This window comes from Pseudomonas putida (assembly GCF_001941965.1).
Lineage (GTDB): Bacteria > Pseudomonadota > Gammaproteobacteria > Pseudomonadales > Pseudomonadaceae > Aquipseudomonas > Aquipseudomonas putida_L.
The window spans coordinates 101,236-116,283 of sequence record NZ_MKZO01000011.1 but is presented as its reverse complement, the minus strand read 5'-3'; the positions used below and the strand labels follow the sequence as shown (position 1 = coordinate 116,283).

The window sequence follows — 15,048 nt, the reverse complement described above, 5'->3', positions numbered from 1 at the left end:
GGCACATCTCCTTATCAAGGGGCCTTGGCCGCCGGGCGCCGCCACCAGCTCTGGATACCGCGGCGGTTGCGCTGGATCAGGCCGGCCCGGCGCGCGGTACGCAGCTTCGGGGTGAGCAGTACGGTGAGCAGGTCGGCCAGCAGGTTGACCAGCACCACGCCGAGGGTGATGACCAGCACCGCGCCCTGGATCAGCGGCAGGTCGCGCATCTGGATCGCGCTGTTGAGCAAGGTGCCTATCCCTGGGTAGCTGAACACCACCTCGGCCAGCAGCGCGCCGCCGATCAGGGTGCGCAGGGTCAGGGCCACGCCCTGGATCGCTGGCACCAGGGCATTGGGCAAGGTGTGGCACCAGACCAGGCGCCAGTGCGGCACGCCGCGCAGGCGGGCGGCACCGACATAGTCCGAGTCCAGGGTCTCGATCATCGAGGCGCGTACCAGTCGTGCCAGATACGGCAGTGCCGACAGGCTCAGGGCGAAAACCGGCAAGGCCAGATAGTCCAGTTGTCGCCACAGCGGACGGTCCGGATCGATCAGCGACACCGCTGGCAGCAGGTCGAAATGCGGCATGGAGAACAGCAGCACCAGGCCGATAGCGATCAGGTAGCCGGGGGTGGCCTTCAGCACGATCAGGGTCGCCAGGCCCCAGCGGTCCAGGCGCGAATCCCGGCGCAGGGCCAGGCCGACGCCGATCACCAGGGCCAGCGGCAGCACCAGCAGCAACACCCCGAGCAACAACGCCAGGGTATTGCCGAAGCGAATGAACAGCAGCTCCGCCACCGGCTGTGCCGAATCCAGGGAAATCCCCAGGTCACCGCGCAGCACCTGGGCCAGCCAACTGAAGTACTGGACCAGGATCGGCCGGTCCAGCCCCAATTGCTGGCGCAGGGTGAGGATGCTTTCCAGCGGCGCCTCGGGTCCGAGGATCACCCGGGCCGGGTCCGACGGCAGCGCCTGGGTGGCGATGAACACCACCAGGCTGATGACCCAGGCGGTCAGCAGGCCATAGCCGAGCCGACCGACGAACCACGGCAGCCACGCCGGCAAACGGGAGGTACGGATAGGTTCAGGCATGGTTCAACCACAGGCTGTCGAAGCGCCAGGAGGCGAAGGTGGTCTGTTCGCCGTGCAGGCCACCGACCTTGTGCGAGGCGGCGTCGAGCACGTCGGTAAAGCCCCAGATCAGCAGGCCGCCGCGCTGGTGCTGGATGGCCTGGGCCTCATGCACCAGCTCGCGGCGCAGTGCCAGGTCGGGCTGGGCGAGGGCCTGGGTGAACAGCTGCGAGAAGCGCTCGTCGCGGAAGTTGCTGCGGTTGTAGATCGCCAGCGGCGCATCGTTGTGCAGGCCGGTGGCGAGGAAGCCGCGAGCGGGCGTCGAGCACGGCGACATCAGCCACTGCTCCTTCTGCGGGCCGTTGAAGACCGAAGCATCCACCGGCGTGACCTTGATCTCGACGCCAGCCTTCTTGGCCTGCTGGGCGAACACCAATGCAGCATTCACCTCGTTGGCGGTGGTGGTCAGTTCCAGGCGCAGGTCGGTGGCCCCGGCCTGGCGCAGCAGCGCACGGGCCTGCTCCAGGTCGTAGGGACGCTGGGCGATGGCGTGGTTGTAAGTCGGATCGTTGGGCGAATACAGGTCATTGGCGATCCGGCCGAAACCGTTCAGGCCACGTCCCACCAGCTCCTGACGGTCCGCCAGCAGACGAAACGCCTGGCGCACCCGCTCATCCTGGAACGGTGCCTTGGCGGTGTTCAGGTTGAAGCCGCTGAACGACGTAGTCGGCGAAGCCACCAGTTGCAGGCGCGGATCGGCCTTGATCAGCGCGCTGTGCTCGGCCTGGATGCCGCTGGCGATATCGATCTGCCCGGCACGCAGCGCGGCGACCCGGGAGACCTGGTCCTTGAATTCGATGATCTCCAGCTCGTCGGCGTAGGGCTGGTTGGGCTTGAAGTAGTTCTCGAAGCGGGTGAACAGCGCCCGCTGCCCCGGCACGAAGCGCTTGAGCCGGTACGGCCCGGCGCCCACCGGATTGTTCGGATCGTAGTCGGTGGGCACGATGCCGCCGAAGGCGATCAGGGTTTCGTCGAGGGGGAAGAAGCTGCGGCCTTCCTTGAAGCGGATCTCGATGGTCCGGTCGTCCAGCTTGCGCAGGGCCTGGCGATCGATGGCGCCGACCAGCCCGGCATAGGGCGAGGCCAGTTTCGGGTCGGTCAGGCGCATGATCGAGAACAGCATGTCGTCCGAGGTGATACTCTTGCCGTGGTGGAACTCCAGCCCCGGCTTGATGCGGATGGTCCAGGCGCTGGCATCGGCGTTGGGCTCGGCGAACTCGGCCAGGCCCAGGCGCGTGCTGACATCGTCGTTCCATTCCCAGAACTTGCTGTACAGCGCCCAGCCGCGAATGATCCCGCCGCCGGACGGCTTGTGCGCGTCGAGGTTACCGGCCTGGTCGCCGTCGATGATGCCGACCCGCAGGCGGCCGCCGCGCACCGGGGTGCCGGACGCGACCGCCGCCCCGGCCACGGCGGCGGGTTCGCCGCCACCGCAGCCCGTGAGGAGGCTGGAGCCGAGGATCAGGCCACCACCGACGACCAGGCCATTGCCGAGAAACGCCCGGCGGGAAAATTCGTTGCGCATGGGTACTTCCTTAGGCCGGTTCGGCGGCCGTGCGGGCCTTGAGGCGCGGAACCTCGAAGCCATGGTCCAGGTCGAGCAGCGGGAACAGCAGGTCGGCGACCCGGTGCGCCTCATCGATCAGCGGGAAGCCGGAAAGGATGAAGGCGCTGGTGCCCTGGCCCTCGTATTCGCGAATGCGCTCGGCGACCTGTTCGGCGCTGCCCACCAGGTAGGTGCCGGCGGCCGGGCCGAGCAGGTTGAAGCCGAACAGGCTGGGGCCGGTCCACACGTTCGGGTAGATCTCCAGGTCGCGGGCTTTCGGCAAGCGGCCTTCGCGGATCGCCTGGACATTGGCCTGGATACGCGGGTCGTCGCTGTGGAAGCTGTCGAGAGTCTGGCCCGGCGGCAACTGGCGCTCGATGGCGGCGCGGGCGGTCACCAGGGACGTGTTGTCCAGCAGCTTCTGGGCGTGGGCCCAGGCTTCTTCCTCGGTCTCGCGGACGATGATCTGCAGACGCGTGCCGTAGGTCAGCTCGCGACCGATCTTCGCCGCCTCGGCGCCGACCTTGCGGAACTTGGCGCCGAGCTTCGGTGGCGTATCGGCGAAGCTCAGGTACACGTCGAGCAACTGCACCGAATGGGCCACGCCCGGGTCGGAAGTGCCCGCACCCCACAGCGGCACGGACAGACGCTGCGGCGGGTGCCAGCCACCCAGCGGATGCCGCGCAGCCGCCGCCGGACGTGGCGCCAGCTTGACGAACTGGCCGTCATAGCCCTCGGTGGCGCCGGCATAGATCGCCTGGAACGCGCGCCAGTATTCGAGGCTGAACTGGTAGCGCTCGTCATGCGGGTAATGCACGCCGAGGGTTGCCAGCCCGGCATCGCTGCCATTGACCACATTGAACAGCAGGCGGCCGCCGGAGAACTCGTCGAAGGTCAGTGCCCACTTGGCCAGCACTGCCGGGGACACTTCGCCAGGATGCTGGGCCACCAGGAAGCGCAGGCGCTCGGTAGCGTCGATCAGCGAGGCGGCCACGGCCAGGCTTTCGTTGGGGCTGGTGCCCAGCAGCGAGCCGTAGTAGCCGAGACGGTCGGCGCTCACCGCCAGTTGCTTGAGGTGGTTGAAATCGGTCAGCCAGCGGCCCTGCGCTTCCCATGGATAGGGACCGTCGGGGCTGGTGAGGTACCAGAGAATCTTCACTGCCATGGTTCGATGTCCTTATGCGCGGGGGCTGTCATTGGCGGGCACCAGGCCCAGCTCACGGGCCTGGCCGAGCAGCTTGCTCATGGTCCATTGCTGGGTCAGCACGCCCGGGCCATAAGGCCGCGAACCGCCGATGGCCTCGGCCAGCAGTTGCAGTTGCGCGCCCTCCTCCAGCAGCAGGATGAATTCCGCGGTGGCCTGCAGGCCGTGGGTGCCCCAGACGGTGGCGCCGCCATTGGCTTCGAGGATGGCCGGGGTGAAGGGGTTTTCCGCGAGGCTGTCGAGGATGAAATCCACCTCGTCCTGGCGCCGGTCGATATACACCGGCAGCTCGCGGGCCAGCTGGAAGCGCTGTACCGGCACATAGTTGAACGGCAGCGACCGCTGGGTCTGGGCCCAGGCACCGAGGTACGGCGAATGCACGTGGGACACCGTGGTGATCTGCGGCTGCTGGACGAACAGCCGGGTATAGCGGTTCAGCCCGCCCTTGCCCTGGCCATGCACCAGGTTGCCGGCGAAGTCGGTGACCGAGGCCTTCAGTGGCTGGTCCTTCTTCCACGGGCCCGGGTAGTTGACCGAGACCAGCAGCTCGCGCCCCGGGACCCGCTCGATAAAGCCGACGGTGCCATTGGCGGTGATGCTGTTGGTTTCCCGGTAGACCCGGAAGGCCTCGCCGGCCAGGTGGGTGACGTTGTCGACGAAGTCCTTGAGTTCGGCGTCGATCAGGTGTTCGGCGGTCAGTACGGTCATGGTCAGATGTCCTTGTCTTGATTGCGTTGGGCCAACAGTTCGCGAGCGGCTTGCAGCGGGCGGTGGTCAACCCACTCGGCCAGGTCGAAGTCGGCTTCGAGGAAGCCATGCAGGTTGAGGAAGGTCTTCTGGATATCGAGGAAGGCCAGGCGTTGCTCGGAAAGGTCCGGGGCCAGGGTGGTGTGGAAGTCGCCGCGATAGGCTTCGCCCACGCCTTCGGCACCGGCACGGGTCTCGTCCTGGAGGATGCGCAGCAGGCCCTCGCGGTTGTCCCGGGCCCAGTCGGCGGCGCGCAAGGTCTGGGCGAGGAAACGCACCACCAGGTCGAAATGCTCGTCGAGCAGGCTCTGGTGCACGGTGATCGGCCGCGGCGTGCCGTTGTTGATGCGGTAGCGCGGGTCATCGATCTGGTCGAGGTCGATACCCACTTCCAGGCCCAGGCGGCGGGCGGCATCGGCGGCGGAAGCGCCCTTGACGTAGACCGCATCCACCTCGCCACGGACCAGGACGTCCAGGCCGGACCACAGGCGCTGCAAGCCTTCCTGCGGGTTTGGCGCCTGTTCCTGGTCGTGCAGCGGCACCTCGACCAGGGTGACGTCATCGAAGCTCAATCCGGCCGAGCTCAAGGCGCCCTTGTAGCCATGCAGGCTCATGGCCCGGGCGATGCTGCCGGGACGATTGGCACCCCAGGCCGGCAGGGCCAGGCGCTTGCCCTTGAGGTCGGCGGCGCTGCGGATGCCGGAGCCGGGACGGACGAGGATGGTCTGCCATTCCTCGATCCAGGTCAGGCCGATCAGGCGGCTCGGCGAACCGGCGGCGCGGGCGGCCAGGGCCGGGACATTGCCGCCCTCGCGAAACAGCCCGGGCAACTGGTGATCGTAGTGGTGGTGACCGAGCTGGCGGGCTTCCTGAAGGGTCAGGACCGGCAGGCCGTCGGCGGCGAATTCCTCGCCAAGCCAGCCGAGGGTGTAGGCGATGCCGGAGGCGGTCGGGACCGGGCAACGGGTGAACCAGAGTTGCTCCAGGGGCGCTGCGGCAGGCAGCGGCAAGGTAGCGGCAAGTGACATGAGTAGGCTCCATCAGGGGATCGAACGGGCCGGGCGGCCTTTGCCAAGGGCTATTGCAGCGCTCGTGCCAACTCATCAGGTCATTGATTTTATTGGTTTTTATGCCATTCGACAGTGAGCGACTGCTGATCTGCCAACACTCCCCCAGCGGGACTGCTGCTGCCTGAGCAACAACCGGCCTTGCGTTGCTGCTGGAGCAGCAACAGCGCCTGTGAAAATTGCTGCAAGCCACGGCCCGCAAGGCCTCCAGACCGATGGCACAGAACCTGCTCTTGAGCTGGCACCTGTTCATCCAAGGAAGTCTTATCGTGTCCAACCTGCCCCGCCGCCTGGAAAGCGAAGCCCAGGCCATCACCGCCGCCCATGAGATTGCCGGCGAGATCGCCGCCCTCGCCGCCGACCCGCAGTACAACCGCAGCCTGCCCCGGCGCCAGGCCGAATTGCTGTCCGCCAGCGGCATCACCGCCATCGGCGTGCCCAAGGCCGATGGCGGCCTCGGTGCCTCGGTGGAAACCATCGTCGAGACGGTGCGGATCATTTCCCGCGCCGATGGCGGCGTCGGCCAGTTGCTGCAGATCCACAACGTGATGCTGCGCGGCGTGCTCAATGGCTATCCCGAGGAGGTGCGCCAGCGCCTGATCGACGATGTGCTGGCCGGCAAGCGCCTGGGCAATGCCCTGGCCGAGGTCGGCGGCAAGAACAAGTTCGCCTTGAAGACCCGGGTCGAGCGCCGCGAGGACGGCGTACTGGTGCTCAACGGCAGCAAGTTCTACTCCACCGGTTCGTACCTCGCCGAATGGATCTCCCTCACCGCAGCCAGCGACGACGGCGGCGCCGGGGTGCTGCTGCACCGCGATACCCCCGGCCTGACCCTGGTCGACGACTGGGACGCCTTCGGCCAGAACAACTCGGTCAGCGGCACCGTGCAATTCGACAATATCGAGCTGGACGAGCGCTACGTGCTGCGCCGCCAGGGCCCGATGAAGCGCACCGGCCTGACCTTCCCGCAGATCCTCCACGCCGCCATCGACACCGGCATCGCCGCCGGCGCCCTGCAGGCCGGGATCGACTACCTCAACCAGCACGCCCGGCCCTGGGTCGAGAGCGAGGTGGAACGGGCCAGCGACGAGCCGCATATCATCCGCCAGATCGGCGAATACGCCGTGGCGCTGCGTGCCGCTGAATCGCTGCTGCGCGATGCCGCGCGGGTCTTCGATGCCCACGAGCGCGACCCGGAGAACAAGGAACTGCAGGACGAACTGATCCTGTCCGTGGCCACCGCCCGCGCCCACTCCGATGGCGCCTCGCTGAAGATCTCCAGCGATATCTTCTCCCTGCTCGGCGCCAGTTCGTCCCTGAGCAAATGGAACCTCGACCGCTTCTGGCGCAATGCCCGGGTGCACACCACCCACGACCCGATCCGCTGGCGCCTGCACCACGTCGGCAACTACTACCTCAATGGCGTCGACCCGGGCGAGTACACCGCGATCCTGGCGGCCAAGCAGAAGATCGGTGCCAGTCGCTGAATCCCATCGCGCGGGCCGACCCGCGCGTTTCCACGTCCTGTTTCGAGTTCTTCATGAGCCATCGACATCCGCTGCTGCGCAGCCTGGCGATCTACCGCGAGATGCCCTGGCGTTTCGCCCTGGTCGCCGGGTTGTTCGTTCTTATCAACCTGGGCCTGGTCTGGCAGCAATGGCTGATCGGCCATGCCCTCAACGACGTGACCGCCGGGGTTGCGGTGCGCCGCCTCGATGACGGAGGCCTTGACGGCAGCGTGGCCTGGCACTGGTTCTGGGCCATCCTGGCCGTCGCCTTCGGTCGCGCCGTGTTGCAGTACGCCGCCTCCCTCGGTTCGCTGATCCTCGGCCAGGAACTGCTGACCCGCCTGCGCGAGCGCATTCTCGAACAGGTGCTGCGCCTGCACCTGGGCTACCACTGGCAACACGGCATCGGCGAGATCGTTACCCGCACCACCCGCGATGCCGACAAGGTCCGTGATGCGCTGGTGAGCTTCTGGCGCCAGTTGGTGGAAACCCCGCTGGTGGTGCTGGCCACGGTCGGTCTGCTGGGCTGGTATCACCCGCTGCTGGCCCTCGGGCCGCTGCTGCTGACCCTGCTCGGGCTGTATCTGTTCGTGCTGCAGACCGACCGCCTGGTCGAACTGGACCGCGCCGTGGGTGCGGCCTATGACCGGGTCAACCAGGATCTCGCCGAAGGCATCGGCGCAGTGCGAGTGATCAAGTCGTTCGGCCTGCAACAGCAGCGTATCGATGGTTTCAGTGAACAGGTCCGGCAGTTCACCGGGCTGGCGCGGCAGGCCCTGGCCTGGGCCAGTTCGCGGATTCCCCTGCCCCAGGCCCTGGTGGCGCTGGGGCATGTGTGGATCCTGATCATCGGCGCGCAACTGGTGGCCGCCGGGAAAATCGGGATTGGCGAGCTGGTCACCTCGCTGCTGATCGCCACCACCCTGGTGTTCCGCATCGAAGGCATTGGCCGGGTGATGCAGACCTTCGCCGATGCCCGCGCCAGCGCCGGGCGGATCTGGCAGTTGCTGGACGCGCCGACCCGGATCGAAAGCGGCCCGCGCCTGCTGCCACCGGGTCCGCTGGGCCTGCAACTGGAAGAAGTGAATGTCAGCGCCCCCGGCAGCGAGCGCGACATCCTGCGCCAGTGCTCGCTGCTGCTGGCGCCCGGCGAGGTGGTCGCACTGGTCGGCGCCACCGGCACCGGCAAGAGCCTGCTGGCCAGCCTGCTGCCACGCCTGACCGATGCCGACAGCGGCCGGGTGCTGGTGGGTAATCATGAAGGCGGCTGGCAGGACGTGCGCGCCGTTGATTTGAAAGACCTGCGCCAGCGCGTGCATGTACTGCCCCAGGAAAGCTTCCTGTTCGCCGACAGCCTCGCCGCCAACCTGCGCCTCGGCGCGCCAAATGCCAGTGACGCCGAACTGCTCGACGCCCTGCACCGCGCCGCCGCCGACGATATTCTCGAGCGCCTGCCCCATGGCCTCGACAGCCCGCTGGGCGATCGCGGCGTGACCCTTTCCGGCGGCCAGCGCCAGCGCCTGTGCCTGGCCCGCGCCCTGCTCGCCGCGCCGGACCTGCTGTGCCTGGACGACGCCACCAGCGCCCTCGACGCCATCAGCGAACGGCATGTGCTCGACCACCTGCGCAGCCCCGGCGGCCCGACCTTGCTGCTGATCGCCAGCAAGGCCAGCACCGTGGAGCGCGCCGACCGCGTGTTGCTGCTGGACCAGGGCCGCATCGTCGACAGCGGCCCCCACGCCGAGTTGCTCGAACGCAATGCCGCCTACCGCGACCTGCTGGGGATCGACCAATGAGCAAGAACGCCGGTAATACCGCCATGAGCGATATCGAGATCGAGGAACGCCTGGCGAAAAAGGCCCTCGACCGCAGCATGCTGCAACGCCTGCTGCCGCTGCTGAAACCGGTACGTGGGCAAGTGGCCTGGGTGATCGTGCTGGAACTGGTGCTGGTGTTCACCGTCTTCCTGCGCCCGTGGTTCGTCCGCGAGTTGCTGGATCACGGGCTGGTCCACGATGGCAATGCCTGGCTGCTGGATCTGCCGCTGGTGCTGTGGCTTGGCGCCGGGCTAGCGGCGAGCTGGCTGGGACGGATCCTGCTCGGTGGGCTATCGCAGTACATCGCCGGCAGCGCTGCCATCGCCGTGCTCAACCAACTGCGCGTGCGGGTCTTCGCCCATGTCCAGGCGCTGAGCATCGGCTACTTCGACCGGACCCGCGCCGGGCGCATCCTGTCCCGCGCCGACCGCGACGTCGACGCCCTCGAACCGCTGCTGATCCAGGGCCCGCCTGAACTGCTCGGTGCCCTGCTGCGCTGCACCCTGGCGGCGCTGATGCTGTGGCTGATCACCCCGCTGTTCTTCTTTGCCCTGATCGGCAGCGTGCCGCTGCTGTTCCTCGCTACCTGGGCGTTCAAGCGCGTGGCCCAGCGCAACTGGGCGAAAGTCGCCGAGCAGCGCAGCCGCTTTACCGCGCACCTGGTGGAAAGCGTCGGCGGCGTGCGCCTGTTGCAGCAGAGCGGGCGGCAAGCGGACAACCAGCGGCGCTATCGCCGGCTGCTGGACGAGTTCAATGGCGCGCTGATCACCGGCAGCCTGCGTTCCGGCTGGTTCGCGCCATTTACTGCTCTGCTTGCGGCTGGAGGCATGGCGGTGCTGGTGCTGGTCGGTGGCTACGCGCTGGCGCAGGGTACGGTGACCGTGGGCCAGGTCGGTGAAAGCCTGTTCTACGTGATGCTGTTCCTCGGGCCCTTGCAGGAGCTGACCGATCTGTTCGAACGCTATGCCACGGGCTCGGCCTCGGCGCAGCGGATCTTCCTGCTGCTGGATACCGCGCCGGAAATCCGCGACCCGGAGCGGCCCTTGCCGTTGCCACGGGTCCGGGGCGAGGTGCATTTCGACAAAGTGCGCTTTGCCTATCAGCCTGATGCCGGGCGGCCGGTGATCGATGACCTGGACCTGCGCATTCGTGCCGGTGAAGTGCTGGCCATCGTCGGTCCGTCCGGGCATGGCAAGAGCACCCTGGTGCAATTGCTGACCCGTTTCTATGAAGTCAACGACGGTGCCGTGCGGCTGGATGGCGTGGATATCCGCCAGGTCAGCCAGGCCCAGTTGCGCCGGCATATCGGCGTGGTGCTGCAGGACAACGTGCTGTTCGCCGGGAGCATCCTCGACAACCTGCGCCTGGCGGCCCCCGGGGCCGACGACGCCAGCCTGATCGCCGCGGCGCGGGAGCTGGGGGCGGACGAGGTGCTGGAGCGCTTGCCGCACCAGTACGCGACCCAGGTCGGCAGCCTTGGCAGCCATCTCAGCCATGGCCAGCGGCAGCTGGTGTGCCTGGTGCGTGCCTACCTCGCCAACCCGGCGGTGCTGGTGCTGGACGAGGCCACCTCGGCGGTGGACGTACATACCGAACGGCGCATCCAGCGGGCCTTGCGCCGGCTGTGCGAAGGCCGCACCGCGATCATCATCGCCCACCGCCTGGCGACCATCCGCGATGCCGACCGCATCGTGGTGATCCGCCAGGGCCGGGTGCAGGAACAAGGCAGCCACGGGCAACTGCTGGCGGCGGACGGGGCCTATGCGGCGCTGTATCGCAGCCATGACCAGCTGGCCGTGCATGAACAGTGATTGCTTGCGGGGTGCTGCCCAGGCAGCACCCTGCGGCGCTCTTCCGGGCCTCATCGCTGGCAAGCCAGCTTCCACAGGTCCGGCGAACACAGTACCTGTGGGAGCTGGCTTGCCAGCGATGGGGCCCCTGAGAACACCGTGGCACACAGGTTGCACCACCCCTCTTCAATTCACCAAAGGACCCGCCATGACCACCGAATTCTTCTGGCGCCTGCCCCTCGGCACCGACGGCCCGCAACTCACCACCGACCAACACAACCGCGGCAGCTTCGCCGCCCGGCACGGCCATATCGCCCCCGGCCTGCTCGCCGACGGCAGCCCTGACGGCTTCACCTACATCGACTACATCGCCCAGGTGGCCAAGGCCGCCGAACTGGCCGGCTTCGAAGGCGCCCTGCTGCCCACCGGCCCGGAGCCGTGGATCGTCGCCGCCGCCCTGGCCCGGGAAACCCGGCGTCTGCGCTTCCTCGTGGCCTTCCAGGCCACCTGGACCCTGCCCGCCTATGCCGCGCAGCAAGCGGCGATCCTCCAGCACCTGAGCCACGGCCGCCTCGACTGGAACATCATCACCGGCGGCAACCCGGCCAGCCAGCGCGCCCAGGGCGACTTCCTCGACCATGACCAGCGCTACCAGCGTACCGGCGAGTTCCTCGACATCATCGACGGCCTGTGGAACAACGAGCGCTTCAGCTACGAGGGCGAGATCTACCGCCTGGAGAACGGCGCCCTGCCACCGGGCCTGGGCAACGAGCGCAAGCCGGCGGTGTACTTCTCCGGCTTCTCCGACCCGGCCCTGGACGTGGCCGCCCGGCATGCCGACGTCTACCTGAACTGGGCCGAGCCGGTGGACAAGCTCAGGCCGCATATCGAGCGGGTCCGCGAACTGGCCGACAAGCAAGGGCGCAGCGTGCGCTTCGGCCTGCGCGTCGACCTCTTCGCCCGGGAAACCGAGGACGCTGCCTGGCGTGACCTGCGCCGCCAGTTCGAACGCCTGGAAGGCAAGCCCAGCACAGTCTCCAGCGCCTTCACCCGGGCCAGCGACTCGGTCGGCGGCGCGCGGCAGACGGCCTATCACCAGAACATCCAGGACTTCGACGACCTGATACTGGGCCCCAACCTCTGGGCCGGTTTCGCCAAGGCCAAGCCGGGCCCGACCGTGGGCCTGGTGGGCAGCCACCAGAATATCGCCGAGCGCCTCGCCGAATACCGCGACGCTGGCTTCTCCACCTTCATCCTCGCCGGCAACCCGCACCTGGAAGAAGCCCTGCGCATCGGCCAGGAAGTCCTGCCGTTGCTGCGCCAACCTGCCCTTCCGGCCATCAAGGATTCGATCGCCTCATGAGTACGCCCCTCGACACCCTCTGGTACACCCACAGCCCGGTGCCCACCGGCCTCGGCATCGCCGTGCAGACCGGGCGCCTTGCCGAAGCCTTCGCCCCGCTGGGCACCTCGATCCAGTCCCTGCGCGAATCCAGCGAACGGGAAGTGCGCGAGGCGCACTACGACCACCACCTGCCCAACTCGGTCCGTCATGGCGGCAATATCCCGGCGATCTGGGCCTACTCCGCCGGGGTTGAAACCCGGGTGCTGGGCTTGAGCTGGGCGGATGAAGTGCAGTTGATCCTGACCACCGCCGAAAGCGGGGTGAAAACCGTCCGCGACTTGAAGAACCGACGTTTCGGCCTGCCCAAGTGGGCCAATGTGCAAATCGACTTCACCCGCGCCCAGGCCTTGCGCGGGCTGGAAAATGCGCTGCGCCTGGAAGGCCTGAACGTGGGAGATGTGGAGCTGGTGGATTATCCCTATGGCGGGACCCACAGCGACGAGCAGGTCACCCATGTGCATGGTGCCGCCGTCTACCTCAGCGGCGCCCGGATCAGCCGGCGCAACAACGAACTGATCGGCCTGCTGCGCGGGGATATCGACGCGATCTTCCTCAAGGGCGCCACCGCGTTGCAGCTAGCCTACGAGCTGGGCCTGCATGTGGTGATCGACACCGGCTCGCACCCCGACCCGCTGATTCGCGCCAACAACGGCACGCCGCGGACGCTGACCGTGGACACCCATCTGCTGGACAACCACTTCGGCGCCTGCAAGCGCATCGTCGATGTGCTGTTGCGGACCGAGCAATGGGCCTGGGCCAATCCGGATGAGACCCGGCGCTATCTCGCGCGGGAGCTGAATACCAGCGAGTACTGGGTGGCGGCGGCCTATGGCGAGGATGCTCATCGGCGCTTGCGGACTACCCTCGACAGTCGGTCGATCAGTGCCCTGCAGGACTTCACCGATTTCCTGTATCGGTGGGAATTCATTCCGCGGCACTTCGATGTGCGGGAGTGGATTGATTTCAGGGTGCTGGAGGCGGTGATCGGTTCGACTTCGCGGGTTGCGACCTGAGGGGGTGAAGTTGCCACCCTTTGCTTGATTCGCCGCGGCCCCTGTGGGAGCTGGCTTGCCAGCGATGACGTCGGTGAATTCACCACCGCTATCGCTGGCAAGCCAGCTCCCACAGGGTCCGCGTCGTCAGGCCGGTTTCCCGCCATATCAGGCAACGAAACTTCACCGATTTCCGACTTTCTTGTAGGCAATTTCCCAAGCATACTCCCGCGGCTTATTAGCTGTTGCGTGCTGGGGAAACGCTGCCTAGTCTTGCTGCCGTCGTTGATGTCTGGCGACCGGCTTTGACAGGCCGATCAATAGTTGGATCCTCAGCACCACACCCTTTGCCGGAGCTTTCCGTGCATTGGCTATGGCGGCTGTGCGTGGGGCGCACTCGTTGCGCGCCGGGTTCCTCTATTCTCGGTCTGTCAACCCACGTACAGCTGCCACCCATTTGTTTGACAGCAAATCAGTGCCAGCCCGGATAACCAATAGAGGGTTGCAATGAAAAAGATCGTCCCCGATCCACCCCGTGCCGTCACCGTCCATACCCGCTTTTCCGCCTGCGACGGCCACCATCCCCCGCTGTTCGCCGTGTGCGCCGGTGCCGATGTCGACGAAGCACTGATCCATCTCATCGTGCTGTTGCGCTCTGCCTATGAAACCAATCTCCAGGCCTGCGACGTGGTCAAGCAGGAGCATCTGGCCGGAATTCTCTGGGCGACCCAGCACACACTCGAAGCGTCCCGGGCGTTGGCGGAGTCGATGATGAGAGGGATCGCGGAGCAAGCGTCTGGCTGAGCCAGCTAATTCGACACGGACCCTGTGGGAGCTGGCTTGCCAGCGATTACGTCAGTGAATTCACCGTCGCTATCGCTGGCAAGCCAGCTCCCACAGGGTCCGTGTCGTCAGGCTAGATAGTGCAAGGCCATCGCGCCCAGGCGGTTCCATAACTGCTCTACCCGTTGCACGCCGAAGGCGCGCAATCCGGAGTGAACCAAGCCCGCTACCACCTCGACCTTGGCTTCGCCTCCCGCCCCCACAAGCGCCGCCGCATAAGCCACCCCGTGATCCCGCAACGGATCCACCCCGGCCACCGCGATAAAGGCCGGCGCCAGCCCGCTAAAATCCCCGGCCTCCAACGGCATCGCACAAGGATCCCGCCAATCACCCTGCTTCGGCAGAAACCCCGCCAGCGACCGCCGCAACCCCGTCACCGTCATCAACGGCGCCTCGGCATGTTCGCTCATCGACGGCAAATCCTCCCGCGTCGTCAGCACCGGATAGACCAGCAATTGCCCCAACGGCTGCGGCAAACCCTCCCGACGCAAGGCCATGCACAACCCGGCAGCCAATGTCCCGCCAGCACTGTCACCCCCGACGATCAGCCGCTCGCGACTCAGCTGCGCATCGACCCGCCCTTCGCGCAAGCCATTCCATGCCCCCAGGCAATCCTCCAGCGGCGCCGGATAGCTGTGCTCCGGCGCCAGCCGGTATTCCACCGCCACGATCGCTACCGATACCCGCCGCCCAAGGGCATGGGCAAACCAGTCATGGGTATCCAGATTGCCCTGATTCCACCCACCGCCATGCAGATACAACAGCGTTGGCCAGCCGCCCTCCGGCACCGCTCCCGCCGGTTTGTAGACCCGCAGATTCACGCCATCCAACACCCGGTCAGCGATAGACCAACCTTCCGGCGCCTCCGGCGTACACGCCCGACAAGCCCGCAGGAAAGCATCCCGCCGCGCCTCGATACTCTCATCGACAGGCACGAACCGCTGGCAAGCCTCGACATAGGCCTGGATTTCCGGATCAAGGCGATAACTCATGACAACACTCCAAAAACGCAAAAGC

The 15,048-nt window shown here is 66.8% G+C and carries 12 protein-coding genes; 6 read left to right on the top strand and 6 right to left on the bottom strand.

Features of this window, described 5'->3' with window-relative positions; translation table 11 throughout:
- Positions 1–14: 14 nt before the first annotated feature.
- From PSEMO_RS06945 to PSEMO_RS06925, 5 genes are read right to left on the bottom strand one after another with little or no spacing between them, the layout of a single operon-like run.
- Entirely contained in the window at positions 15–1,073 is a 1,059-nt protein-coding gene (locus PSEMO_RS06945) for an ABC transporter permease (RefSeq protein ID WP_075802398.1), read from the bottom strand.
- A complete protein-coding gene (locus PSEMO_RS06940; protein WP_075802397.1) occupies positions 1,066–2,637 on the bottom strand; it encodes an ABC transporter substrate-binding protein in 1,572 nt (523 codons plus the stop codon). The genes PSEMO_RS06945 and PSEMO_RS06940 overlap by 8 nt, the downstream gene beginning before the upstream one ends.
- A gap of 10 nt (positions 2,638–2,647) precedes the next feature.
- On the bottom strand, positions 2,648–3,823 hold the full coding sequence (locus PSEMO_RS06935) for an LLM class flavin-dependent oxidoreductase (RefSeq protein WP_075802396.1): 1,176 nt from the start codon (positions 3,821–3,823) through the stop codon (positions 2,648–2,650).
- Between the two features lie 12 nt (positions 3,824–3,835).
- Positions 3,836–4,570 (bottom strand): class II aldolase/adducin family protein, encoded by a 735-nt coding sequence (locus tag PSEMO_RS06930; protein WP_075802395.1) that lies wholly within the window; start codon positions 4,568–4,570, stop codon positions 3,836–3,838.
- A 2-nt stretch (positions 4,571–4,572) separates the two neighbouring features.
- Positions 4,573–5,637 carry an ABC transporter substrate-binding protein gene (locus PSEMO_RS06925; RefSeq protein ID WP_075802394.1) on the bottom strand — a complete coding sequence of 355 codons (1,065 nt, stop codon included), beginning with the start codon at positions 5,635–5,637 and terminating at the stop codon, positions 4,573–4,575.
- 308 nt (positions 5,638–5,945) lie between these two features.
- On the opposite strand from PSEMO_RS06925, the gene PSEMO_RS06920 reads away from it, so the two are divergent.
- The 6 genes from PSEMO_RS06920 (at position 5,946) to PSEMO_RS06895 (ending at position 13,992) form a co-directional block, all read left to right on the top strand.
- Positions 5,946–7,163, top strand: coding sequence for an acyl-CoA dehydrogenase family protein (locus PSEMO_RS06920; protein ID WP_075802416.1), 1,218 nt, complete (start codon positions 5,946–5,948; stop codon positions 7,161–7,163).
- A 53-nt stretch (positions 7,164–7,216) separates the two neighbouring features.
- Positions 7,217–8,980, top strand: a complete 1,764-nt coding sequence (locus PSEMO_RS06915) for an ABC transporter ATP-binding protein (protein WP_075802393.1) — start codon at positions 7,217–7,219, stop codon at positions 8,978–8,980.
- Positions 8,977–10,812 (top strand): ABC transporter ATP-binding protein, encoded by a 1,836-nt coding sequence (locus PSEMO_RS06910; protein WP_075802392.1) that lies wholly within the window; start codon positions 8,977–8,979, stop codon positions 10,810–10,812. Before PSEMO_RS06915 ends, PSEMO_RS06910 begins: the two co-directional genes overlap by 4 nt.
- Positions 10,813–10,999: 187 nt before the next feature.
- Positions 11,000–12,154, top strand: coding sequence for an LLM class flavin-dependent oxidoreductase (locus PSEMO_RS06905; protein ID WP_075802391.1), 1,155 nt, complete (start codon positions 11,000–11,002; stop codon positions 12,152–12,154).
- Positions 12,151–13,209, top strand: a complete 1,059-nt coding sequence (locus PSEMO_RS06900; protein ID WP_075802390.1) for an ABC transporter substrate-binding protein — start codon at positions 12,151–12,153, stop codon at positions 13,207–13,209. The genes PSEMO_RS06905 and PSEMO_RS06900 overlap by 4 nt, the downstream gene beginning before the upstream one ends.
- Before the next feature lie 486 nt (positions 13,210–13,695).
- Positions 13,696–13,992: a hypothetical protein gene (locus PSEMO_RS06895; RefSeq protein WP_075802389.1), complete on the top strand. Its 297-nt coding sequence runs from the start codon at positions 13,696–13,698 to the stop codon at positions 13,990–13,992.
- A gap of 107 nt (positions 13,993–14,099) precedes the next feature.
- Here the strand turns inward: PSEMO_RS06895 and PSEMO_RS06890 are convergent, their stop codons facing one another.
- Positions 14,100–15,023, bottom strand: coding sequence for an alpha/beta hydrolase (locus tag PSEMO_RS06890; RefSeq protein ID WP_075802388.1), 924 nt, complete (start codon positions 15,021–15,023; stop codon positions 14,100–14,102).
- Positions 15,024–15,048 lie beyond the last annotated feature (25 nt).